Source organism: Sulfurospirillum arsenophilum NBRC 109478, from assembly GCF_000813345.1.
GTDB classification, from domain to species: domain Bacteria; phylum Campylobacterota; class Campylobacteria; order Campylobacterales; family Sulfurospirillaceae; genus Sulfurospirillum; species Sulfurospirillum arsenophilum.
Genome location: NZ_BBQF01000002.1, coordinates 577,403 through 599,845, shown reverse-complemented (window position 1 = coordinate 599,845; position 22,443 = coordinate 577,403). Strand labels below are relative to the sequence as shown.

24 protein-coding genes are annotated in these 22,443 nt (G+C 39.9%); 20 read left to right on the top strand and 4 right to left on the bottom strand.

Features of this window, described 5'->3' with window-relative positions; genetic code table 11:
* Positions 1–56: 56 nt before the first annotated feature.
* Entirely contained in the window at positions 57–917 is an 861-nt protein-coding gene (locus tag SAR02S_RS07315) for a damage-control phosphatase ARMT1 family protein (RefSeq protein ID WP_041958255.1), read from the top strand.
* On the opposite strand, the gene SAR02S_RS07310 is transcribed toward SAR02S_RS07315, so the two are convergent.
* Positions 914–2,077, bottom strand: a complete 1,164-nt coding sequence (locus tag SAR02S_RS07310; RefSeq protein WP_041958253.1) for an aminotransferase-like domain-containing protein — start codon at positions 2,075–2,077, stop codon at positions 914–916. The genes SAR02S_RS07315 and SAR02S_RS07310 overlap by 4 nt on opposite strands.
* 117 nt (positions 2,078–2,194) lie before the next feature.
* Between SAR02S_RS07310 and SAR02S_RS07305 the strand changes: the two genes are divergently transcribed.
* From SAR02S_RS07305 to bioD, 3 genes are all read left to right on the top strand, one after another.
* Positions 2,195–3,043, top strand: a complete 849-nt coding sequence (locus tag SAR02S_RS07305) for an AraC family transcriptional regulator (protein ID WP_232294006.1) — start codon at positions 2,195–2,197, stop codon at positions 3,041–3,043.
* A 95-nt stretch (positions 3,044–3,138) separates the two neighbouring features.
* Complete coding sequence (locus SAR02S_RS07300; protein ID WP_041958251.1) at positions 3,139–3,561, top strand: hypothetical protein; 423 nt, start codon at positions 3,139–3,141, stop codon at positions 3,559–3,561.
* 73 nt (positions 3,562–3,634) lie between these two features.
* Complete coding sequence (gene bioD, locus SAR02S_RS07295; RefSeq protein ID WP_041958249.1) at positions 3,635–4,309, top strand: dethiobiotin synthase; 675 nt, start codon at positions 3,635–3,637, stop codon at positions 4,307–4,309.
* Here the strand turns inward: bioD and SAR02S_RS13225 are convergent.
* Positions 4,271–4,798 carry a glycine zipper 2TM domain-containing protein gene (locus SAR02S_RS13225; RefSeq protein WP_052433561.1) on the bottom strand — a complete coding sequence of 176 codons (528 nt, stop codon included), beginning with the start codon at positions 4,796–4,798 and terminating at the stop codon, positions 4,271–4,273. The genes bioD and SAR02S_RS13225 overlap by 39 nt on opposite strands.
* 107 nt (positions 4,799–4,905) lie before the next feature.
* Between SAR02S_RS13225 and SAR02S_RS07285 the strand changes: the two genes are divergently transcribed.
* From SAR02S_RS07285 to SAR02S_RS07265, 5 genes are read left to right on the top strand one after another with little or no spacing between them, the layout of a single operon-like run.
* Entirely contained in the window at positions 4,906–5,778 is an 873-nt protein-coding gene (locus SAR02S_RS07285) for an aspartate carbamoyltransferase catalytic subunit (protein ID WP_041958247.1), read from the top strand.
* The gene (locus tag SAR02S_RS07280) at positions 5,768–6,730 is read left to right on the top strand and encodes an aminodeoxychorismate synthase component I (protein ID WP_369385008.1); all 963 of its coding nucleotides are present in this window, start codon (positions 5,768–5,770) and stop codon (positions 6,728–6,730) included. Before SAR02S_RS07285 ends, SAR02S_RS07280 begins: the two co-directional genes overlap by 11 nt.
* The gene (locus SAR02S_RS07275) at positions 6,693–7,286 is read left to right on the top strand and encodes an aminotransferase class IV (protein ID WP_041958245.1); all 594 of its coding nucleotides are present in this window, start codon (positions 6,693–6,695) and stop codon (positions 7,284–7,286) included. The genes SAR02S_RS07280 and SAR02S_RS07275 overlap by 38 nt, the downstream gene beginning before the upstream one ends.
* Positions 7,287–7,289: 3 nt before the next feature.
* A complete protein-coding gene (locus SAR02S_RS07270; RefSeq protein ID WP_041958242.1) occupies positions 7,290–9,011 on the top strand; it encodes a M3 family oligoendopeptidase in 1,722 nt (573 codons plus the stop codon).
* Positions 9,004–9,456: a hypothetical protein gene (locus SAR02S_RS07265; protein WP_041958241.1), complete on the top strand. Its 453-nt coding sequence runs from the start codon at positions 9,004–9,006 to the stop codon at positions 9,454–9,456. The genes SAR02S_RS07270 and SAR02S_RS07265 overlap by 8 nt, the downstream gene beginning before the upstream one ends.
* 3 nt (positions 9,457–9,459) lie before the next feature.
* On the opposite strand, the gene SAR02S_RS07260 is transcribed toward SAR02S_RS07265, so the two are convergent.
* Positions 9,460–10,365 (bottom strand): LysR substrate-binding domain-containing protein, encoded by a 906-nt coding sequence (locus SAR02S_RS07260; protein WP_041958239.1) that lies wholly within the window; start codon positions 10,363–10,365, stop codon positions 9,460–9,462.
* Between the two features lie 206 nt (positions 10,366–10,571).
* Here SAR02S_RS07260 and SAR02S_RS07255 point away from each other — a divergent pair, with 206 nt between their 5' ends.
* From SAR02S_RS07255 to metK, 11 genes are all read left to right on the top strand, one after another.
* Positions 10,572–12,617 carry an ATP-dependent helicase gene (locus tag SAR02S_RS07255; protein WP_041958430.1) on the top strand — a complete coding sequence of 682 codons (2,046 nt, stop codon included), beginning with the start codon at positions 10,572–10,574 and terminating at the stop codon, positions 12,615–12,617.
* The gene (truB, locus tag SAR02S_RS07250) at positions 12,617–13,444 is read left to right on the top strand and encodes a tRNA pseudouridine(55) synthase TruB (RefSeq protein ID WP_198133092.1); all 828 of its coding nucleotides are present in this window, start codon (positions 12,617–12,619) and stop codon (positions 13,442–13,444) included. Before SAR02S_RS07255 ends, truB begins: the two co-directional genes overlap by 1 nt.
* Position 13,445: 1 nt before the next feature.
* The gene (gene csrA, locus SAR02S_RS07245) at positions 13,446–13,673 is read left to right on the top strand and encodes a carbon storage regulator CsrA (protein WP_041958237.1); all 228 of its coding nucleotides are present in this window, start codon (positions 13,446–13,448) and stop codon (positions 13,671–13,673) included.
* On the top strand, positions 13,673–14,458 hold the full coding sequence (locus SAR02S_RS07240; protein ID WP_041958235.1) for a 4-(cytidine 5'-diphospho)-2-C-methyl-D-erythritol kinase: 786 nt from the start codon (positions 13,673–13,675) through the stop codon (positions 14,456–14,458). Before csrA ends, SAR02S_RS07240 begins: the two co-directional genes overlap by 1 nt.
* Positions 14,451–14,915: an SsrA-binding protein SmpB gene (gene smpB, locus SAR02S_RS07235; protein ID WP_041958233.1), complete on the top strand. Its 465-nt coding sequence runs from the start codon at positions 14,451–14,453 to the stop codon at positions 14,913–14,915. The genes SAR02S_RS07240 and smpB overlap by 8 nt, the downstream gene beginning before the upstream one ends.
* A gap of 58 nt (positions 14,916–14,973) precedes the next feature.
* Positions 14,974–15,576, top strand: coding sequence for a TlpA disulfide reductase family protein (locus tag SAR02S_RS07230; RefSeq protein ID WP_041958231.1), 603 nt, complete (start codon positions 14,974–14,976; stop codon positions 15,574–15,576).
* A 9-nt stretch (positions 15,577–15,585) separates the two neighbouring features.
* Positions 15,586–15,894, top strand: coding sequence for an ATP-dependent Clp protease adapter ClpS (clpS, locus tag SAR02S_RS07225; protein WP_041958229.1), 309 nt, complete (start codon positions 15,586–15,588; stop codon positions 15,892–15,894).
* Between the two features lie 39 nt (positions 15,895–15,933).
* On the top strand, positions 15,934–18,132 hold the full coding sequence (gene clpA / locus SAR02S_RS07220) for an ATP-dependent Clp protease ATP-binding subunit ClpA (protein ID WP_041958227.1): 2,199 nt from the start codon (positions 15,934–15,936) through the stop codon (positions 18,130–18,132).
* Positions 18,110–18,802, top strand: coding sequence for a leucyl/phenylalanyl-tRNA--protein transferase (aat, locus tag SAR02S_RS07215; protein ID WP_232294004.1), 693 nt, complete (start codon positions 18,110–18,112; stop codon positions 18,800–18,802). The genes clpA and aat overlap by 23 nt, the downstream gene beginning before the upstream one ends.
* A gap of 40 nt (positions 18,803–18,842) precedes the next feature.
* The gene (locus SAR02S_RS07210; RefSeq protein WP_041958225.1) at positions 18,843–19,736 is read left to right on the top strand and encodes an AEC family transporter; all 894 of its coding nucleotides are present in this window, start codon (positions 18,843–18,845) and stop codon (positions 19,734–19,736) included.
* 206 nt (positions 19,737–19,942) lie between these two features.
* Positions 19,943–21,157: a methionine adenosyltransferase gene (metK, locus tag SAR02S_RS07205; protein WP_041958223.1), complete on the top strand. Its 1,215-nt coding sequence runs from the start codon at positions 19,943–19,945 to the stop codon at positions 21,155–21,157.
* A 42-nt stretch (positions 21,158–21,199) separates the two neighbouring features.
* Here metK and SAR02S_RS07200 read toward each other — a convergent pair whose 3' ends face one another.
* Positions 21,200–22,432: an apolipoprotein N-acyltransferase gene (locus tag SAR02S_RS07200; RefSeq protein WP_041958221.1), complete on the bottom strand. Its 1,233-nt coding sequence runs from the start codon at positions 22,430–22,432 to the stop codon at positions 21,200–21,202.
* Between the last annotated feature and the right edge of the window lie 11 nt (positions 22,433–22,443).

Genomic DNA, 22,443 nt, shown 5'->3' with positions numbered 1-22,443 from the left:
ATCGTGTTACTGCCTTTCCGCTTTTCTCCTCTTCCAAAACATTTTAAAAGAACCTCATGAAACTACACGAACACTGTTTAACTTGTATTTATGACCAAACCAAACGCGTTTGTGAACTTTTACATGTAAATACTGAACAAGCTCATGCGATTGATCTCTTAGCACATCAGCACATTAAAGCATTTGATATGAACCAAACACCTCCTCACAATGCCGCACCTTTGTATGAAGCTATGGCAGAGCTTTTAAATGTCGATGATCTTTACGCTGAGTTTAAAACAGCTTCATCGCAAAAAGCGAAAGCTTTTCTTCCTTTCTGCAAAAGCAAAATTCAAAATGCTCAGAATAAACTCTTTGAAGCGACCAAAACAGCTGTGGCGGGCAATGTAATTGATCTGGCCGCTGTGATGTTGTATGACCTCGAAGAAGAGCTAGAGAAGATTTACCATACTCCTTTTGCGATTGATGATTTTAAAGCGCTTGAGAAGCAATTAGCACATACTCAAACATTGGTTTATTTGGCGGATAATGCAGGTGAAGAAATTTTTGATAAGCTCTATATTCAAACTATTAAAGAGCTCTATCCAAACATTGAAGTTTATTATTTTGTACGTGGTCGTCCTATTATTAATGATCTTACATGTAAAGACGCATTAGCTTCAAGGATGGATGAAGTAGCAATAATTGTTGATAGTGGCGTGCCAACACCTGGTCTTGCTATGGAATTCATGAACGAAAATGCACGTGCTATTTTTGAAAAAGCAGAGTGCATCATCGCCAAAGGGATGGGAAATTATGAGTGTTTGGGTGAAACCAAAGGGCTACCTATTTTCTTTCTCTTTAAAGTGAAGTGCAATGTGGTAGCCAAAGCTGTGGGAGCACAGCTTGGCAATATTATCTGTAAACGGGGACTTTAACTTAGCTCTGCATAGGCTTCGTGAAGTTTTTTAACACCCTCTTCAATCTGCTCAAGGCTTGAGTTTGTGTAGTTAAGTCGTCCATAAGAGCTGACGCGTTTATCGGCAAAGAAAACACTTCCCGGAACAAACGCAACCCCTTTTTTGATGGCGACATCAAAAAGCTTCATGCTATCATCACACTTTTTAAAATTAACCCAAATAAACATACCGCCCTCAGGGACAACAAACTCAATGCTGTCGCCAAAAAGCTCTTGCAATGCTTTGACCATCGCATCGCGCTTTGGACGATAGTATTCGATCAAAGTTTTGGTATGTTCTTGCAACTCGCCATTTTGCATCATTGCTGCACAAACATGTTGGAAAAACTTTGAGTTTTGCAGATCCGTACTCTCTTTAGAAAGTGTGAGCGCACTGATAATCTCTTTAGGGGCTTTCATCCAGCCGATGCGAAAATCAGGGGCGAGTGTTTTTGAAAATGTTCCAAGCGCAATGGTAAGCTCTGGGAGCAAATCAGCAAAGGCTGTGGTTTGAACACCATCGTAACGAAGTGCTTCATAAGGGCTATCTTCGAGTAAAATGACATTATACTTCTTTGCCAAACGAACCACTTTTTGACGATTTTCGAGTGTATAGGAGTAGCCAGTTGGGTTTTGAAAAATAGGAATGGTATAAAAAAACTTGGGCGAATGATCTCTAAATAAGGTTTCCAGCACTTTCGTATCAACGCCTTGTGAACTAAGCGGTACGGCTTTAATGGTCGCATTGTACATATGAAACAGACCAAGGGCTGCAAGGTAGCTTGGATCTTCCACGATGATGCAATCTTTCTCGTCCAAAAAGGTTTTGCAGACCAAGTCAAGTCCTTGTTGCGAACCGTTGGTCAGCATGATTTCCGCTGAAGTGGTGCCTACATATTTTTTAGCGATTTCTACTTTGAGTGCTTCAACACCTGACGCGTTGCTGTATTGAAATAAACGGTTATCACCCATTTCAAAGAGTCTCTTTGCATGTTTTTCAATGTTTGCTCTTGGAAAAAGGGCAGCATCGGGAAGTCCGCCTGCAAACGAGATGATGGAGCTTTGTGCTGTTAAGTCTAAGATAGTTCGTGTAAATGAGCGTGATGCCGTGGTAACACGCTTTGCAAATTTAGTTTGCATCCTCTGCCTTTATAAAAAATGTATCGTATTATAGCAAGGATGGATTGGGTGTACCACACAAAACGAGGGATTAGTTTTGTCCATTTGTGCTATAATTTTTCTATGAAACAGAAACAAATGACAAAAAATGATCACATTGAGCGCGTGAATGAAGTGCTTTTTTATATCCACGGCGATATTGGAAAGAACTTTTTGGTGGACGAACTCGCAACGTCAGTGGCAACGTCACCCTTTCATTTTAACCGTATATTTAAAGAGACGACAGGAGAGAGCTTGCATGCGTACATAAAGCGTGTTAAGCTTGAACACGCCGCCAATCTGTTACTGTTTAATCCAGATGCTACGATAACGCATATCATGCACGAAGTTGGTTTTATCTCCAATGCCTCTTTCTCACAAGCGTTTAAAGAGAATTTTGGTGTAACGCCAACCAAATGGCGTGAAGTCGATCAAGTCAATGAAAACAGAGACTATACGTTTGCCCATAAACCTTTACATGTAAAGATCTGTTCTATGCCAAGTTTTGATGTCGCCTACGTCAGGCACAAAGGGTATGATCGTAGCATCAAGACAGCGTGGCTGAAGCTTCAAGAGTGGGCATTGCGTCAAGGAATAGACTTTAAACACCAAAGCATGATAGGTCTGCATCACAGTAATCCTCGCTTTGTAGAGTCTTCACAATGCCATTACGTGGCATGTTTAGAGCTTCCCACAGTCAGGAAGTTTTACCGAAGTGGTGAAATAGGGGTTATGCGTATTCCTCAAACGTTTTGTGCTGTTTTTTCACTGCAAGGTGTTTATGGGGATCTTCGAAAGTATATGGATGTGATTTACCATGAGTGGTTACCCAAAAGTGAGTATGAAAAGGCGTCACTTCCATCCTTTGCCGTGTACAGACAAAACCATTTTATCAATGCTGATGAGACGTTTGATTTGGACTTTTGTGTACCAGTACGATTTAAGTAGCATAAATTATCATTAATTAATCCTTTTAAGCAACCAACAAACAAACCAAAGTTACAATCATCTCGTATCACGAAAATGTCACGAAGGAGTTTGTTATGGATGCACTGTTCTTAATTGTTCCACTTGGAGTTACCCTAAGTTTGATTGCGTTTCTCTTTTTTGAAAAAAGAGCCATTGCATCTAAAAAGCTTAAAGAGTCTCTAGGTTTGCCAACACCGAGTGTGGAGGATTTTTATGAGAAGTTTCAACGCTATGAAACACTCCCTAATATGATTGGCTTTTTCATCGCTGCGTATGTGATTACACTTTTCCTTGCAAGCTTGAAGCATGATCCAAGCTATGGCTTAATGCATGCGCTCTCTTACATCTTTGCAACAACGTTTATAGGAACGCTCATTATTTTTGGAATGAAGCTTAAAAAAAGCATTTTGGTGCAAGTTTTTGCGACTTTTTTGTATGGAGCACCGCATATTGTAGCGGCATCACTTGCTTTTTTGACACGTTATTTAATAGGCTAAATGACTTCACGGGCGCTTTTAGAGCGTCCGTCTCTAAGCCTTTTTTGCTATAATAACGCAAAAAAGAGTTCCCATGAAATACCCTCCGATTTTTATTACCGCGACCAATACCGATGTTGGCAAAACCTACACCACGCTCAAACTTCTTGAAGCGCTCAGCGCAAAAGGACTTAAAGTGGGTGTGATGAAACCTATTGAAACAGGGGTTATCACCCATCCCCTTGATGCTACGCTTCTTTTTGAGAACGCAAAACGGTTAAATCCTTCCCTTGAAGTTTTGAAGATGAGAGATATCACTCCGTATCAGTTTGAACTTCCTGCTGCTCCCTATGTCGCTAAAGGGCGCAAAAAGATTAGCCTTGAGCTGTTAGAGAGTGCTTATGCAAAGATCGAAGCGCTTTGTGACATTGTGCTCATTGAAGGGGCTGGTGGGCTTTTAGTGCCTATTGAAGAAGATCTTTACATGTACGATTTTATTCGACTCTTTCATGCTAAAACACTGCTTGTTGGACACGATCAATTAGGATGCATCAATGATGTTTTACTGAACCTTCATCTGCTTGATACGCTTGGTGTGGACGATTATGAGTGGTGTATTAACTTTAGAGAGGATCGTGACTCTTTTGATAAAATCACTCTACCATTCTTCAAAAAGCTGTTTGGTAGAGTGCTTTCGTTACAAGAAAATATGGACGAAATTCTTGAGAGCTTAGTAGCTTACCGTGACACTCATGTGGATAAACTCTAAAGGTTGATCGGAGTATTTGACAATGCTCTGACCTTTATAGTTAGCAGTATTGCGGTATCCCATAAATTTTTCAGCACTCTTTTCCTCATAACGCGTTGTACAACGTCTCTCTGTTCGGTAGGTTGGGGGAGGGGGTGGTGCATAGCTATTTTGTTCAGCCAAATTTTTTCCGACCAATGTTCCTACAATGGCACCACCCACTGTTGCGGCAGTTTTACCACTACCTCCACCAATTTGATGTCCTAAAACGCCACCAGCAACACCGCCAATAACGCCACCTACAACACCACTACCATCATTATGCTGTGGGGTTGGGGCATAGTGTGTTTCGAGCTGTTCATCCCAGCACTCTTGAAAAGGAGTACGTGTGGTAACCATACGGTACTCTGGTTTACTGGTAACAACACGCACTTCTTCTTGAAACGTGAAGCTCTCTGCATAGAGGAGAGAACTCAAAAGTAGAAGCGGCGCATAAAAGATTTTTTTCATGTTATCTCCTTTTTTTCGAATTGTAGCACAGGGATTTGAATAAAGTGTTAACGAAACTTACAGTCAAAATTTGTTATCATTTTTGCAAAATCATTAAGGAGCGGTGCGTGAACCATTTGATTAATACACGAGATTTTTCGTTAGAAGAGATTGAGCAGTTGCTTGAGCGAGCAACAGAGTTTTTAGATGAAAAACCACGAGAAATTTTGAAAAACAAAACGGTCATCACCATCTTTTTTGAAAACTCAACCAGAACACGAAGTAGTTTTGAAATTGCAGCAAAGCGTTTGGGCGCGATGGTTGTGAGCCTTGATGTCTCACGTAGCTCATCCAGTAAAGGCGAAACACTTTTTGACACCGCAGCAAACCTTGATGCCATGGGACCAGACGCTATTGTTGTTCGCCATAAAAGCTCTGGCGTTCCTCACATCTTAGCCAACTATGTCAATTGCCCGATTGTCAATGGAGGCGATGGTGCTCATGCGCACCCAACCCAAGCGCTTTTAGATCTTTTTACGATGAAACGTCATTTTGGTGATGTGAGAGGTAAGAAAGTGGCAATTGTGGGAGATATTAAAAATTCTCGTGTGGCGAACAGCAACATCGAACTTTTAGCACGTGTAGGTGTTGAAGTTATTTTGGTTGGGCCTCCGCATTTTCTTCCTCAAACCGATCTTAGAGTGTACCACCGCATTGAAGAGGTGATTGATGAGGTTGATGTCATTATGAGTTTACGTGCCCAAACGGAACGTCATGCAAACCAGATTTACGCATCACTTAAAGATTATGGAACCGATTTTTGCATCACTTCAAAACTCATGGGAGATCGTGACATCATCATTCTTCACCCAGGTCCCGTACACCGCAATGTCGATGTCGATGATTTTATGATGAAAGATCCACGCTCCAAAATTTTAGAGCAAGTTAAAAATGGTGTGGCGGTTAGAATGGCGGTTTTGGAGAAGCTGATTGAACATTGAGTTTGCGCACAAACTCAATCTTTTGGGTGGAGAAAGAGAGCCTTTCTTTTTTGTCATTGACTATGCTGCAAAACAGTTCGAGGCTTTCCCTCTCAACGCTTTACCCAATGGTATTTTATATCAGTTAGAAGCTCAAAACAATGCCCTCAAAAACTTTACATGTAAAGCATTTTCATGGCAGAAAACGCCTCCTTTTAAAGAGCATTATCTTTCCCAAGTTGACGCAGTGATCGAAGAGATAAAAGCGGGAAATACCTATCTGCTCAATCTTACAGCTCCCACCAGAGTGAACCTCTCTTGCAGTTTAGAAAATCTTTTCTACACGGCTAATGCTCCTTTTAAACTCTGCTACCACGAAAAATTTGTCTGTTTTTCTCCTGAGCGTTTTGTTCAAATTGCAGACAATCACATCAGTACTTATCCCATGAAAGGGACGATTGATGCGAGTATTCCCAATGCTGAACATATCATCTTAAACGATGAAAAAGAGAAGGCTGAGCATGTCATGGTTGTGGATCTTTTGCGCAATGACCTCTCCATGGTCTCTCGCGAAGTGCGTGTTGAGCGGTTTCGTTATGTGGAAAAGATACAAGCAGGAGCGAAAGAACTTCTTCAAGTAAGCTCAAAAATCACGGGAAAATTAGACGAAAATTGGCATGAAAATGTCGGCGATATTATTGCAACACTTCTTCCAGCAGGCTCTATCAGTGGAACACCAAAACGCAGTAGTGTGGAGATCATAGAGCGCATTGAAGGCTATTCACGAGGCTTTTTTACGGGTATTTTTGGGATTTATGATGGGAAAAGTCTGGATAGTGCGGTGATGATTCGCTTTTTGGAAAAAACGAAAGAGGGGCATGTGTTTAAAAGTGGTGGAGGTATAACGCTTTTAAGTGAGGCGCAAAAGGAGTACGATGAGTTGTGTGATAAAGTCTATATCCCCGTGTTTTGAAACGCTAAAAGCGGTGGATGGCGAAGTAGGGCATATTGCATTTCATCAAGCACGGTTTGATAAAACGCGTAAAGAGCTTTATGGCACAACGCAAAAGATCGTGCTTTCCGAGCATTTGTTCCCACCCAAAGAGTTTACATGTAGAGTGCGCGTTGAGTATGCCAATGAGATTCAAAAGATTGAGTATATTCCTTACACACCGCGCAACTTACAAACATTTGCACTCGTAGAAGCTGACATAGACTACGCTTACAAATACTGCAACAGAGAGGCTTTAAATGCGCATTTGCGCGAAGACGTCGATGATGTCATCTTTACATGTAAAGGCGAACTTAAAGATACCAGCATTGCCAATATTGCACTCTTTATAGATGGAGAATGGAAAACACCGCTTCGTCCGTTTTTAGAGGGAACAACCAGAGCTAGATTGTTAGCCAGTGGTATGATTAAGGCTGAATTATTGGACATCAAAAGCCTCCAAAAATCGGAGAAATTTGCTATAATGAATGCGCTTGTAGGATTTAAAATAATTAAAAATGTATGTATTAAGGACTAACTATTGAATTGGGATTTATCGGCACTGTATGAAAACGAAGCATTATTAGAGGCAGATTTAAAGGATGCCGCATCGCGTGCAAAAAGCTTAGAATGTGTTTGCAAAGGAAAACTCAAAGAGTTACATGTAAACGAATTTTTAGAATCCATTCGAGAGTATGAATCGATTAACGAGAAGCTTGGTCGTATTATGACGTATGCATTTTTGAAATTTGCAACAAACAGTGATAATGGTGGCTTTTATGCCAAGTATCAGCAAGCACATTCCAACATTGCTGAAAACCTTCTCTTTTTTGAACTTGAATTTAACAAACTTTCAAAATCTAAGCAAGAAGAATTGATCGCTTCTGCTCCCATGTATAAGTACTATTTAGAGTCATTGGTCGAAGAAAAGCCTTATCAACTCAGCCAAAAAGAGGAGCGCATTCTTCTTAAAAAAGAGATGACTTCTGCTTCCGCCTTTAGCCGACTTTTTGATGAACATTTTAGCCGTTTAAAGTTTGCCTATGAGGGTGAAAAACTCTCTGAAGAAGAGATCCTGAGTAAACTCCAAGATGCTGATCGTAATGTACGACAAAAAGCTGCCAGTGCCTTTACTAAGGGTTTAAAACCACATCAACCTCTTTTGGCGTACATCTTTAATATGATTAAAACTGATCTTGCGAGTGAGTGCGAACTTCGTGGCTATAAAAATGCAGAACAACCACGCCATATGGACAATAAAATCACGCAAAAAAGTGTTGATGCTTTGGTGAAAAGTGCGGAGAGTAGCTTTCATTTGGTGCAAGACTATTATGTGCAAAAAGCAAAACTTTTGGGTCTGCCAGAACTTTACGAGTACGATCGTTACGCTCCACTTGAAGCTTCGAGTGCTACGTTTGATTTTCAAACATCCAAGCAAATCGTTTTAGATGCTTTTAAAAAGTTTAATCCTAAATTTTATGAAATTGCTTCTATTGCATTTGAAAAAGGGTGGATCGATGTTTTACCTAAAGATAAAAAAAGAGGTGGGGCTTTTTCCCATCCTGCAACACCGAGTACGCATCCATATGTACTTTTAAACCATACCGATACCAGACGCGATCTTTTCACCCTTGCTCATGAACTAGGACACGCGATTCATCAGTACCTCTCACGCGATGTAGGGTATTTGGGAAGTGATACTCCTTTGACAACCTCAGAGACAGCTTCCGTTTTTGCAGAGATGCTGGTGTTTGATGCGATCAAAGATAATTTGAGTGTGAGCGAAAAGCGTTCGTTGTATGCGAGTAAAATCGAAGATATTTTCTCTACCCTTTACAGACAGATCAATTTTACCACGTTTGAGCGTAAAGTACATGCCCATGAGGGTGAGCTGGACCTTGCAACATTCAATCATTACTGGACGCAAGAGAGTCAAAAAATGTTTGGCAAGAGTATTACGCTGAGCAAAGATTATGACCTTTGGTGGAGCTATATTCCCCATTTTATTCACTCTCCATTTTACTGCTATGCATACAGTTATGGACAGCTACTGGTCTTAGCACTTTATGGGCTTTATAAAAAAAGTGATAAAGCAGCTTTTGTGCAAAACTACACCAGTTTCCTCAGTGCGGGCGGTAGCCAAAGCCCTAAAGAGTTGATTAAAAAATTTGGTTTTGACATTGAAGATGAGCATTTTTGGCAATTAGGTATTAGTGAAATAGAATCCCTCTTGAAAGAGTTTAAAGGAATGTGTGATGCTTGAAGGCTTACTGGGAAGTGAAGAGTTTCATGGACAGATGAAAAGACACGCCAAAGAGGTATTGGAGTTACTCCTTAAACGTGGGGTTAATTTTTCGATTTTGACCAACATCTCTGATGTTTCCTTTGACCCAGCATTGCCTGCGCAGATCAGTCAAAATTTTAAGCCCATTACGATGTTTTTTCTAGCGGGTTATACGTTTGAGAGTACCCAAATTTACAATGGTAAAATCAGCTTTGAAGCAGGTTTTGGAAATGATAATTTTGGCTCTTTGGTCAGTCTGCCTATTGAAGCGATTTTACAGATTATTATTGAAGAGATACCGATTTTTATCAACTTGAGCACACCTCCAAAGGTCGTTGCCCAAATACCTAAAGAGACTGGAATTAAGCGCTCTATGGAAGCGTTAATGTCCAATCCTAACAATCAAAAATTGATTAAAAAGTAGTATTTAGGCTTTAATGTCGTGTTTGTTCATAATGTAGTTGATGACATTGTCAATCAAGGCGTCATGTTTGCGGTCTTTAATATAGCAAAGATAGAGCATGCGTGTGAGCTTTAACCCCTTCATTTTTGTGGTGTAAAGTTGTCCGTTTTCCAATTCGTCTGCGATAATATGTTTTGAGAGAATCGAAACTGTAGGTGTCTCTTCAATGTTCGCTTTCATGAGGGTATGTTTGACAGCCGTAGAGCTTGTAACGATACTTTTCACTTTAAAACTTTTACAATCCACATCCATCTTTTCAAATGTCTCATGAATGATTTTGCGCGTATTGGACTCTTCTTCACGGCAAATCCAGTTGAAGGAGAGTAAATCCTCTTTTTTAACCATCTTCGGAAGCGGTGAACGACTTGTAATCACAAGTTCATCTTCCAACCATTCACGGTAAATGATACCTTCTTGAAAAATAGGTGCTTCAATCAGGGCCAAATCGACCTTTTTATCGAGTAATTTTTCAGTAACGCCTGCGGCGTCTTCGACTTTAAGCATGACATTGTTTTTAATGGCTTCTTGAATGTCATTGAGAAAATCTGGCAAGATATAATTTCCAATGACGGGTGATGCACCAAGGACAAAAATAACCTCTTTATTGACTAAACGAAGCATTTCACGCTCAGCTGCTAAGAGATGTTTCTCAAGTTTGATAGCAACTTTGTAAAGCTCTTCTCCAGCGGTAGTCAGTTTAATACCGTTTTTTTTACGATCGACAATTTGAATATCCAAATACTCTTCTAAAAGTTTAATTTGTTGGGTGACTGCAGGTTGGCTGATTCCTAATTTTTTCGAGGCTTTTGAGAAGCTTTTCTCGCGCACAACCGTTAAAAAGGTTTCTACTTTAGAGAAATCTTTCAGCATTGAATTATCCTTATAAGTTTCTTTTATAACACGTGAATGATTATAACGAAAAATAATATTAAAAACAATGTACAAAAGTATGACATTGTCTTTAAAAACAGAAGCTTCTTTAGGTGTGGAGTGTCTGTCCAAAGTCTATGGAGTTTTGCTTAAACTTTTTTCGCTATAATAAATACAATTTATATCACAAAAAAGTAGATGAACGCATGCAAGATTTAGCGATGTTAAACGAGTCACAACAAGATGCCGTAAAGTGTGTGGATGGTCCTGTGCTTATCTTGGCAGGTGCAGGTAGTGGAAAGACGAAAACGATCACTTCGCGTTTAGCGTATTTACTTTCCTTAGGGATTCCTCCTGCAAATACCTTAACACTGACCTTTACCAACAAAGCGGCTAGTGAGATGCGAGAACGCGCTATGGCGATGATCGAAGAGCATAGCTATCCACCCCTTTTGTGTACATTCCATAAATTTGGTCTACTTTTTTTAAAGTTTCACATTGAAAAAATAGGACGAAAAAATAGCTTCGTTGTTATCGACACCGATGATAAAAAGCGTATTTTAAAAAGTTTAAATTCCACGACAGAACTTTCAACAGGCATGATTTCCAGTGAGATTTCACGCTATAAAACCTCGTTGATTGACCCCAAAGTGGCGTGGGAGAAAGCAGAGCAGAAAAGTTATCAAGCGATTGCTAAAATTTATGAGCAATACGAAGACTATTTGCTTTCCAATAACTTAGTCGATTTTGATGATCTTTTGGTGCTTCCGTATAAAATTTTGGAGGGCGATGACGCTCTGTGCGAAGAGGTAAGCAAGCGTTATCAATACATTATGGTGGATGAGTACCAAGATACGAATGAACTGCAATACAAGCTACTTCGCAAGCTCTGTTTCACCCACAGTAATCTCTGTGTTGTGGGCGATGATGACCAGAGTATTTATGGCTGGCGTGGTGCGAACATTAAAAACATTTTAGAATTTCATGAATCATTTGACAATGTTAAAATCGTTAAATTAGAGAAAAACTACCGTTCAACCACCCAAATTCTCAAAGCGGCGAACGATCTCATCGAACACAATCGTGGACGTATTGGTAAAGTGCTTGAGAGTACAAAAGGTGAGGGGAAAGCGATTGAGGTGATGGATTCACATGATGAAAATCAAGAAGCTCACTCCATTGCAAAGCGTATTCGAAAGCTGATTGAAAGTGGTGTAAACCCTCATGAAATTGCTGTTTTATACCGCATTAATGCTCTTAGCCGTTCACTCGAAGAAGGGCTTAACAAAGAGAAAATTCCTTACAATATGGTAGGTGGTGTCAAGTTTTATGAGCGTGCTGAGGTCAAAGATGTCATCAGTTACCTGCGTGTGATTGCCAATCCCCATGATGATTTTTCCATCAAGCGCATTATCAATCGCCCTAAACGAGGTCTTGGTAAAGTGACCATTGATCGTATCTTTAAATCAGCCTACGACAACCATCAGTCGATTTATGAGTACATTACATGTAATGAAGCTGCGATTGAAAAAGACGCAACCAAAAAAGCTTCGCTAGCCCTCAAAGAGTTTGTTCAAAACATTGCCCATATGCAGAGCATTCAGCAAAACTCTACGTACGATATGATCGATGCGATTGAAGAGTCCTTTGCGATTAAAGAGTATTACAACAATCAACCTGATTCCTTAGATCGTCTTTCCAACATTGATGAGTTTTACGGACTTTTCCGTGATTACGTGAAGCAAAATCCACAAATGGGTGTGGATGACTTCTTAAATGAACTAGCACTCCAAAGTGACCAAGATCAGATTGATAGTGAAAATATCTCGATTATGAGCATTCACGCAAGTAAAGGCTTGGAGTTTGAATATCTCTTTGTCATTGGTTTGGAAGAGGGCTTTTTCCCCCTCATTGGAGATGGTAGCGACATTGAAGAAGAACGTCGTTTGGGTTATGTCGCCATTACACGTGCTAAAAAAGAGCTAACCCTGAGCTTCTCTGGAAGTCGTTTTTACAAAGGACGAAGAACTGAACTTACCAAAAGTAGATTTCTTAAAGAAGCAGGTGTCTGCGAGGGAAGTCTGATTTTAGAGAAAACGACTTCGTTTAAAAAAGGCGATTTAGTGAAGCATAAAATCTTTGGCATTGGGCGTGTGACCGAAGTGAGTAAAGTAGGGCGCGAGTTTAAATTGCAGATCAACTTTAGTGGTACTAGAAGGGATATCTTAGCGTCATTTGTGGAGAAGATATAGTGGACAATCGCCTTTTTGTTGCTTATAAACCCGCGAGTATGGTTTCAAACCATTTTTTAAGTCGCATTAAACGACGCTACAATATGAAAAAAGCGGGATTTTCAGGCACGCTTGACCCGTTTGCTCAAGGGGTTTTGATTATAGCTTTTGGGCAATTTACAAAATTGTTTCGTTTTTTGAAAAAAGCGCCAAAAACGTATCGAGCAACACTGTGGATGGGTGCATCAAGTCCTACCTTAGACATCGAAAAAGTTGAAAACGTTGAGCAGATGATGCCATTTCATCCTGACTCTGTAAACTTTGTATTGCAAAGCATGGTAGGTGAAAAAACGTATCTGCCACCTAAATATTCGGCTAAGAAGATTGATGGACAACGTGCCTATGATTTGGCACGCAACGATAAAGAGTTTGAACTCAAAGCCATCACAAGCACTATTTATGACTGCCATTTGGTTCACTACTCACATCCTTTTTTGACCTTTGAGATTACGATTTCAGAGGGGGGATATGTGCGAAGTATTGGCGCATTGATTGCTGAGAAACTAGGATTTCGTGGTTGTTTAAGTGCATTAGAACGTCTTAATGAAGGCGATTTTTTTTATGACAATGAGCGTGCGTTAAACCCACTGGATTATCTTGATCTTCCCATAAATCGTTATCTCAGTGAACCTCAAGATATACTCTTGGGTCGAAAGCTTAGTGCTCAAAATTTTGAAAAGCAAGAAGAGGGCATTTATCAAATCGTTATTGATGAGATGCTCAGCGTTGTGGAAATCAGCGCAAATGGAGTAGAATATCTCCTAAATTCACTATCGCTAAGGGCGTAACATGTTAATACTCACACGAAAAATTGGAGAGGGTGTTGTTTTAAATGAGAATATAACGGTGCGTGTCATTGAAATCTCAAAAGGTGTTGTCAAATTAGGCTTTGATGCACCCAAAAACATGCTCATTCTTCGCGAAGAGCTAGAACGTGCCATTAAAGAGTCCAATATTGAGGCAAGTAAAAGTACCGACCATAGTGCTCTTTCAAGCCTCAGTGAGAAATTTAAATAATGCATTATCAAGCGCACGCAAAGATCAATGTCTTTCTTAAAATCGTTGGGACCCGTGGCAATTACCATGAGTTACTTTCGCGCTTTATGCTGGTCCCTTCTTTATATGACACATTGAGCTTTGTACCTAAAAAGAGCACTCATCCTTTTGAGTTGGTAGGCGATTTTAATTGCGCGCTGGAGCACAATACCCTGTACCGCACGTTCATGGTACTCAAACAACACGGTTTTGCTAAAGAGATCGAGCGTGTGATGAGTGAAAATGCTTTACATGTAAAGAAAGCAATTCCTACAGGCTCAGGACTTGGTGGTGGAAGTAGTGACAGTGCAACATTTTTAAAGATGCTTAATGAGGTGGCAACTTTAGGGCTAAGTGTTGAAGAGATGATGCGCATTGGAAGCGAAGTGGGTGCGGATGTTCCTTTCTTTGTTTCAGGGTTTGATAGTGCCAATGTCAGTGGCATTGGTGAGGTTGTCGAGAAGTTTGATGAGCCAGCTCTTGACATTGAGGTCTTTACGCCGCCACTTGCATGCAACACAGCATTGGTGTATAAAACCTATAGGGAATATTTCTTGCAATCCATAGATCAAGCGCTAGCTTCGAGAATGGCAGCATTAAAGAGCCTTGAACTGTTGGATAATTTTAGTAAAGAAAAGCTCAATGATCTTTTCCCTGCATGCTTAAAAGCATACCCGGAACTTGGCACATATGCCAAAGAGGGATGGTTTTTTAGTGGTAGTGGAAGTAGTTTTTTCAGATTAGCGCATAAGGTAAAAAATGGGTGAAGCTGTCGCACGCAATAAAAAAGCGTTCCATGACTATGAAATTTTAGAAAAACTTGAAGCGGGTATTGTGCTTCAAGGTAGTGAAGTGAAAGCGATTCGTCAAGGTAGAGTCAATCTTAAAGACTCGTTTGTAAAGATCATTAAAGGGGAAGCGTTTTTGCTCAATGCACATATTTCGCATCTCTCAACGGCGAATCTAAATTATGCTCCTAATGAGAGGGCTCCAAGAAAACTACTTTTACATATGAAGCAGTTACGCAAATGGGATATGAAAGTAGCGAAAGATGGACTTACCATCGTGCCCCTTGCGATCTATTTTAATGCCAAAAATCTTGCTAAAGTTGAGATCGCACTAGCACGTGGTAAGAATGAGCATGACAAACGAGAGAGCTTAAAAGAGAAAGATGCCCAAAGAGAAGCTAAAACAGCGATCAAAAATTATGCTTACAAAGAGTAGTTTACATATTATTTATCTTAATAAAGTAGAATAAACTAAAAGTTAGTACGAGGGAAACATGAAAAAATTAATCAGTTTAATCGCAGTTATGACATCACTTCTGTTTTTGGGATGTGGTTCAGAAACATCAACGGTTTCTACAGCCAAGGAGACCTATAAAGAGGGCGATAAAGTTGAGCTTAAAAGCGTTTCAGGTGCAAAACTGACATTGCTTCGTAAAAACGGTGGTTTTGTGATTGAAGATGATGAAAGTAAGATTGTATTGATCGATATTTTTGGTACGTTTTGTGTCCCATGTCAAGAAGAAGCTCCTTCTTTGATGGACTTTCAACTTCAAAATGCTGATGATGTCATGCTTATTGGACTTAACTATTTTGAAGAAGTCAGCGATGAGTATGTGGTCGAGAATTTTGCAGCAAAATACAATGCATATTATTTTATTACCAACTCTCCTAAAAACAAAAAAATAGTCGAGACAATCGTTCAAGACATCGCGTATAAAGGAACATTGCAAGTACCGTTTAAAATTGTCCTGAAAGAGGGTAAATACCAAAAAGTGACGGATATTTACAATGCTTCCAATCCAGAGAATAAATTTTATATCGGAAAAGTAGGTTTGGATATTATCCAACAAGATATTGACAAACTCACAGCAAAATAGAGGCTTTAAATGCACCACTTAGAAGGGGAGTTTCAAAACGAAACGATCGACGCCATCGAGATCAAAGAGCCCAGAATGTACAAAGTTTTGTTGCTCAATGACGATTATAGTAGTATGGAGTTTGTCATTAAAGTTTTGATGCAGATTTTTCATCATAGTTTTGAAAAAGCAAACGAAATTATGCTCAGTGTTCATGAAAAAGGTAAAGGGCTCTGTGGCGTTTATACCTATGAAATTGCTGAGACAAAAGTGGCGCATGTACGAAAAATGGCAAAAGAGGAGCAATTTCCGCTTCGTGCCATTATGGAAGAAGAGTAACTCTTTTTCTAAGCTTATAACGTAAAAAAGGAGAAGATTATGGTTAGTCAAGAACTCAATTTCGTTTTCAATGATGCCATCGCGTTTGTTAGGAAGCATCGTTATGAATACATTACCGTTGATCACCTCTTTTTTGCTTTGTTGAGCAATGAACATGTGGCTGAGCTTCTTATCAACTGTGGACTCAGCATTACTTTCTTGCAACGCTCCATGGAGAAGTACTTTGTAGCTAACCCTCAGGTCGTTCCAAGCGAAGAGAGTTATGAACCACTAGAAACCGTAGCGCTTTCTCGTGTGGTTGAGTCGATGATGTTACATGTAAAAAGTGCGGGCAAATCTGAAGCAAGTGTGTTTGATCTTTTAATAGCCATGATGGATGAGAGCAATGCTTTTTGTGTTGCTCTTTTATTGCAACAAGGGGTGGATAAACTACTTGTTGTTGAAGAAGTAACCGCGCTCAGTGCTCCTCAAAATAAAGAGCAAAGTCTTGGTGAGCAAAAAGAGAGCGCACTTGGAAAATATACGCTTGATTTGATTTCGCTTGCAAAACAAAAACAGATCGATCCACTCATTGGACGTGCTGATGAGGTCAAACGCGTCATGCAAGTATTGTGTCGCAGAAAGAAAAACAATCCTCTTTTGGTAGGCGAACCAGGTGTTGGTAAAACGGCCATTGTTGAAGGTTTGGCTGAAAAGATTAGCGAAGGGGAAGTTCCTGAAATCTTAAAAAATACACCTGTGTATGCGCTTGATATGGGCGCGCTGCTTTCAGGTACCAAATACCGTGGTGATTTTGAAAAACGTCTCAAAGAAATTCTTACAGAATTGGAAGAGAAAAAAGGGGCTATTTTATTTATTGATGAAATTCATACCATCGTAGGAGCCGGTGCAACGAGTGGTGGGTCTATGGATCTTTCAAATCTTTTAAAACCAGCACTTGCTTCTGGAAAAATTCGCTGCATTGGTGCTACCACTTATGGCGAGTTTCGTAATTTCTTCGATAAAGACAAAGCACTGAGCCGTCGTTTTGCCAAGATTGATGTGTTAGAGCCAAGCATTGAAGACTCCTTTTTGATCCTCAAAGGACTTAAAGGAAGTTATGAAAAACATCATGGCGTGAAGTACCCTAATGAAGTCATAAGAGCTTCAGTGGAGCTTGCCAAAAAATACATTAGCGACAAATTTTTACCCGATTCTGCAATTGATCTCATCGATGAAGTGGGTGCGTCGTTTCACCTCGCTAAAAAGCGTAAAAAAGTAGTCGAGATGAGCGATCTTGAAGCGGTTCTTGCAAAAATTGCGAACATTCCAAGTCGTAGTGTCACTAAGGATGAGGGTGCTGTCATGCAAGAGTTAGAAATGCACCTTAAATCCAAAATTTTTGGACAAGATGCCGCGATCGAGGCATTGGCTAAAGCGATTAAACGAAGTCGCGCTGGACTTGGTAACCCAACCTCGCCGATTGGTTCTTTCTTGTTTGCAGGACCTACAGGGGTGGGTAAAACCGAAGTGGCTAAACAGCTTGCCTTTGAGCTTGGTGTGCATTTTGAGCGTTACGATATGAGCGAATATATGGAAAAACATACTGTCAGTCGTCTGATCGGTGCGCCTCCTGGTTATGTGGGGTACGATGAGGGTGGACAACTGAGTGAAGCGATCAAAAAGCATCCTTATACCGTGTTATTGCTCGATGAGATTGAAAAAGCGCATCCTGATATGCTGAATATCTTGCTTCAAATTTTCGACAGTGCGACCTTGACTGATAACAATGGAACGAAGATTGATTTTCGCAATGTTATTATCATCATGACGTCCAATCTTGGAACAAAAGAAGCTCCAACAATGGGCTTTACAAAGAGTGAAAACAGCCGAACGGATCACGCGATTAAAGAGTTCTTCTCGCCTGAGTTTAGAAACCGCTTGGACGAAGTCATCCATTTTGCTCCGCTTTCAGAGTCTGTGATGATCAATGTTGTCGAGAAGCTTTTAGGTGAACTCACCGAGCAACTCAAAGATAAAAAAGTAGAGATCGTAGCAAGTTTAGCTGCTAAAAAATACCTTGCAAGTGAGGGTTACAGCAAAGAGATGGGTGCTCGTGTGATGCGTCGTGTCATTCAAGAGCAGATCAAAACACCTCTTTCCGAAGAAGTACTCTTTGGTAAGCTCAAAAATGGTGGTGTTTGTAAAATTGACTTTAAGTCTAAAAAATTGGTCTTTGAATACAGCGGTGGCAACTAAGGTACTCATCCCTCAGTTGCATCCAAACGATTATACGTTTCCTGATCCTACAGATGCCAGTACTGAGGGGCTTTTAGCATGGGGAGGCGATCTTAAACCAGAGAGATTGCTTCGGGCCTATGTTCAAGGCATTTTCCCATGGTTTAATGAGGGTGATCCGATTCTTTGGTGGTCGCCCGATCCTAGGCTTGTTCTTCTCCCTTCAAACATCAAAATCTCCAAAAGTTTAGCCAAAAGTATGAAACACTTTCAGATACGCTATGACACCTGCTTTGAGAAAGTGATGCGTTTGTGTTTAGAAACCAGACTTGCAAAAGGGCAAAAAAGTTGGATTAGCGAAGATTTAATCTCTGCATTTTGTGATTTACATGTAAAGGGTTTTGCCCATTCGGTGGAGTGTTATGCCGAAGAAAAATTGGTCGGAGGTTTGTATGGACTTTATCTTGGAGGCGTATTTTGTGGTGAGTCGATGTTTTCAACAAAGAGTGATGCTTCAAAAGCCGCTTTAGTAGGGTTGTGTGAGAAAGTGAAAGGTTTAGGGGGTGATTTTATAGACTGTCAGCTTCCAACCGATCATCTCCAATCCTTAGGTGCGTGTGTCATAGAACGCGAGAAATTTTTAGGTATGTTAGAAAACGCTTTAGAAAATTCCACGACAAAGCCGTGGTGATTTTGCGCCTTTTTGCCTTTACATGTAAAAGAAGTTTAGAATGATTGAAAATGTTGCTCCCGTCTTTATTTTTGTTGCCTTAGGGTATCTTTTTAAAAAAATCAAACACGATATTTCAGAGGCTTTAACCGAGTTTGTGATCTACTTTTCACTCCCTGCACTTGCCCTTTCTAAAATACGGCATATGACGTTTAGTCATGAAGTTTTCTCCATTATTCTCATTGCCTACATAACGATGGCACTCTCTTTGTCTTTGGGTTATTTTGCTGGTCGCATTATGAAAATGGATCGAAAAAATCTCGTCACGATGATGGTCATTGTCGGTTTTGGCAATACAGGTTTTGTTGGCTTTTCCTACATCGAATCTTTTTACTCTCTGCATGCTGTCAGTTATGCTCTCGTGTACGATCAAATTGGTACGTTTATTGCCTTGATGACGTTTGGTATAGCGCTCATTGCATGGGGTGGAGGACAAGAACAACGTGTGCGTGATGTGGCAAAACAGATGGTTTTTTCACCGCCGCTTCTTGCTATTGTTGTTGCAATCTATTTTCAAGGGACAGAATTTCCTCCACTCATTGAAACAATTCTTGATAAGTTTCAAGCTACACTGATTCCTTTGGTTACTGCTATTGTAGGTATGAAGTTGGAGTTTCGTACTTTATCGCTTTACTTCAAGGAGAATATGGTTGCACTCAGCCTTAAAATGGTAATTGCTCCACTTTTGATGCTTATAGGATTTTATTTCTTTGCCGATTTAAAAGCCGAATGGGTTAGGGTCACTTTTTTAGAAACAGCAATGCCTCCGATGACGATGGCGGTTGTTTTTGGAATTAGGGGAGGGCTGAATCGAGATTTGTTGATTAATGCCCTTGCTTTAGGTATTCTCTTTTCATTTGTCAGTATTGGTGTATGGAATCTTATCATTTCGTAGTAGCACAATGACCAAAGAAATTTTTAGAATAAAGAGAGTATTATACTCTTCTTAATAAGCGGTGGGCTCATAGGAGCTCTTATTCAAACTTTTAATTTTATTTTATGTTTCGTCTCTTCTTGAAACCATAAACGGAAAACAAAAGGATGGAAAACAATGCAGAGGTTTAGGCTTTTTGCTGGAAAACAAAGAAATGGAAAACAAAAATGGAACACACAAAACACTACCTTTTTACCTCTGAAGTGGTAAGCCCAGGTCACCCTGACAAATGTGCCGATATCATTGCAGATAGTATTGTTGATGCGCTCATTATTGCCGATAAAAACTCACGCGTAGCCAGTGAAGTTTTTGTTGCAGGTAAGCATGTTATCATCGGTGGCGAGGTCAATACGAAGAGTATCCTCTCTTTTTCTGATTATGAAAAAATCGTAAAAGACGCCCTCATTAAAATCGGTTACGATGGTAAGTCAGCTTTCACTAAAGAGCAATGTCTCTATCCTGATGAAGTCAAAGTGCAAGTCCTTCTCAATCAACAAAGTAGCGATATCAATCAAGGTGTCGATCAAGAAAGTGGTGAAATTGGTGCAGGCGATCAGGGCATTATGTTTGGTTTTGCCTCATCTGAAACGGCTGATTTTATGCCAGCGGCTATCACGTACGCAAGAATGTTATGCGATAAAGTTTACAATTATGCACTGAAACACAACCATAAATTGGGTGTTGATATTAAAACACAAGTCACGGTTGATTATGGTAGCAAACAAAATTTTGAAGAGTGCAAGCCTCAAAAAATTCATACGATTGTTGTTTCTGCGCCATCGACAGAAACGATGCCAATCGAAGAAGTAAGAGCTTTGATTAAGGGTCTTATTGATGATACAGGCCTTCCAACAGATCTGTATGATCCAAATGACACCATTATTCATATTAACCCAACAGGTCGTTATGTTAACCACAGTTCACTTCACGATTCAGGGTTAACAGGTCGTAAACTCATCGTTGATAGTTTTGGTGGTTATTCACCTATCGGTGGTGGCGCACAATCCAGTAAAGACTATACCAAAGTAGATCGTAGTGGTCTTTATGCGGCACGTTGGATTGCAAAACATATTGTAGCAGCAGGTCTTGCTAAAAAATGTTCTGTTCAACTCTCTTACGCCATTGGTGTGGCAAAACCTGTCTCCATTGCTGTTGATACCTCTGGAACCTATACCAGTATCAGTGATGATGAACTCTCAAGCTTTGTTCTTGAAACGTTTAGTTTGACACCTCGTTGGATTACTGAAAAATTTAGTTTGGATAAACCAAGCAGTGAAACGTTCTTATACGCAGATGTTGCAGCACGTGGACAAGTAGGGCAGAGTGACTATCCTTGGGAAAAATTGGATAGCTTAGAGATCTTTAAAGCACTTAAAAAATAGTTTACATGTAAAGCTTTTAAAGGCACTCACGCATGGGTGCCTTTAAGGCAGTATAACGCCACTTTTGCCACTATTGGCACTATGATAAATCACCGTTTGATATTTTTTCGCGTAGTAACGCAGCAGTAAATATTGTAAGGTCTGTTCCGTTGACGGGCTAAACCATGCGTTGTTGCTAATGACAATCATCTGTTTAGGGTTTCCCGCAAACAGTTTATCGTTTGTTCCTTCATAGCAAATGGCACTTCTAAATGGAATCCCCTCTATCACAAAATCGTGTGGCTCTTTTGCTTTTTGATAATCTTTTGCCCCATCGAAAAAGAGTTTATTGATAATTTCAACAATAAATGCAGGGAAAGGTACCTCTTCACCAAAAGGCACAAGAACAATCTTGTGAGCAATTTGCATTTCTCCCTTTTTGAAAAGATACGAAGAGTTGTAAAAACCTTCATTTTCTTCATACGTCAATGATCCCGTCACAATCGTAATCCGCTCAGAGTAATTTTTTAGTGCTTCAATCAAACGAGGAGCACGGTTTAAGTAGAGTGGAAATGCACTTTCTGGAAAAATAATCAGCTCTTTGTTTTGAGCAATGGCTTGTTCAATCAATGCGAAATTAAGATCGATCGCTTTTTGTTGATACGCAGTATCCCAACGTTGGGATTGTGGAATATGCATCGTAGGTATCGCAACATCCATTTTAGGAAGAGTTACATTGGGTGTTGTTTGGTAAAGAGCTCCAAGAAGTGGGATAAGCGCTAGCGTTTTAAACCATTTTGGAAGTGCTTTTAAAAGGGTAATACCACTTAAAAAGAGTCCAAAGGCAAGGTGTGTGGTTGAAAAATAGGTATCAATAAGGATAACTTCAAGTTTTAACCAATTAAAGCCAAAAGGATCAATAAAACTGACACTAAAAAGCAGTGGTAGTTGCACATAAATGGAACTTCCCAATCGTCCAATCAGCCAAAAAAGAATGCCATAAACGAAAGCAACACCAAAAATAATGAGAGGAATAAGAAAGCTCAAATCATAATAGACAAAACTAAAGCTAATCCAGTAAAACCACATAAGTCCAATAAAAAGGCCACTCCAAAACCAGACGATGCGATTTTCGCCCAAAAGAAGGTAAAAACCAGCGATTGCTAAAAGAGAATTGAGAGGACGCAAGGTGATCTCAAAATAGCTTAGGTAAATAAAAGCAGAAAGGAGTAAGGCGATAACAAAGGCTTTTATTATATAAATGCGGGTAAAATATATCTCTAAATTTTTTTTCACAAAGGATTTCC

Bases quoted from the DNA above. Each gene is read 5' to 3' on its own strand.
- SAR02S_RS07315 (WP_041958255.1), top strand. From the start codon at position 57: ATGAAACTACACGAACACTGTTTAACTTGTATTTATGACCAAACCAAA.
- SAR02S_RS07310 (WP_041958253.1), bottom strand. From the start codon at position 2,077: ATGCAAACTAAATTTGCAAAGCGTGTTACCACGGCATCACGCTCATTT.
- SAR02S_RS07305 (WP_232294006.1), top strand. From the start codon at position 2,195: ATGACAAAAAATGATCACATTGAGCGCGTGAATGAAGTGCTTTTTTAT.
- SAR02S_RS07300 (WP_041958251.1), top strand. From the start codon at position 3,139: ATGGATGCACTGTTCTTAATTGTTCCACTTGGAGTTACCCTAAGTTTG.
- bioD (WP_041958249.1), top strand. From the start codon at position 3,635: ATGAAATACCCTCCGATTTTTATTACCGCGACCAATACCGATGTTGGC.
- SAR02S_RS13225 (WP_052433561.1), bottom strand. From the start codon at position 4,798: ATGAAAAAAATCTTTTATGCGCCGCTTCTACTTTTGAGTTCTCTCCTC.
- SAR02S_RS07275 (WP_041958245.1), top strand. From the start codon at position 6,693: ATGAGTTGTGTGATAAAGTCTATATCCCCGTGTTTTGAAACGCTAAAA.
- SAR02S_RS07265 (WP_041958241.1), top strand. From the start codon at position 9,004: ATGCTTGAAGGCTTACTGGGAAGTGAAGAGTTTCATGGACAGATGAAA.
- SAR02S_RS07260 (WP_041958239.1), bottom strand. From the start codon at position 10,365: ATGCTGAAAGATTTCTCTAAAGTAGAAACCTTTTTAACGGTTGTGCGC.
- SAR02S_RS07255 (WP_041958430.1), top strand. From the start codon at position 10,572: ATGCAAGATTTAGCGATGTTAAACGAGTCACAACAAGATGCCGTAAAG.
- csrA (WP_041958237.1), top strand. From the start codon at position 13,446: ATGTTAATACTCACACGAAAAATTGGAGAGGGTGTTGTTTTAAATGAG.
- SAR02S_RS07240 (WP_041958235.1), top strand. From the start codon at position 13,673: ATGCATTATCAAGCGCACGCAAAGATCAATGTCTTTCTTAAAATCGTT.
- smpB (WP_041958233.1), top strand. From the start codon at position 14,451: ATGGGTGAAGCTGTCGCACGCAATAAAAAAGCGTTCCATGACTATGAA.
- SAR02S_RS07230 (WP_041958231.1), top strand. From the start codon at position 14,974: ATGAAAAAATTAATCAGTTTAATCGCAGTTATGACATCACTTCTGTTT.
- clpS (WP_041958229.1), top strand. From the start codon at position 15,586: ATGCACCACTTAGAAGGGGAGTTTCAAAACGAAACGATCGACGCCATC.
- clpA (WP_041958227.1), top strand. From the start codon at position 15,934: ATGGTTAGTCAAGAACTCAATTTCGTTTTCAATGATGCCATCGCGTTT.
- SAR02S_RS07210 (WP_041958225.1), top strand. From the start codon at position 18,843: ATGATTGAAAATGTTGCTCCCGTCTTTATTTTTGTTGCCTTAGGGTAT.
- metK (WP_041958223.1), top strand. From the start codon at position 19,943: ATGGAACACACAAAACACTACCTTTTTACCTCTGAAGTGGTAAGCCCA.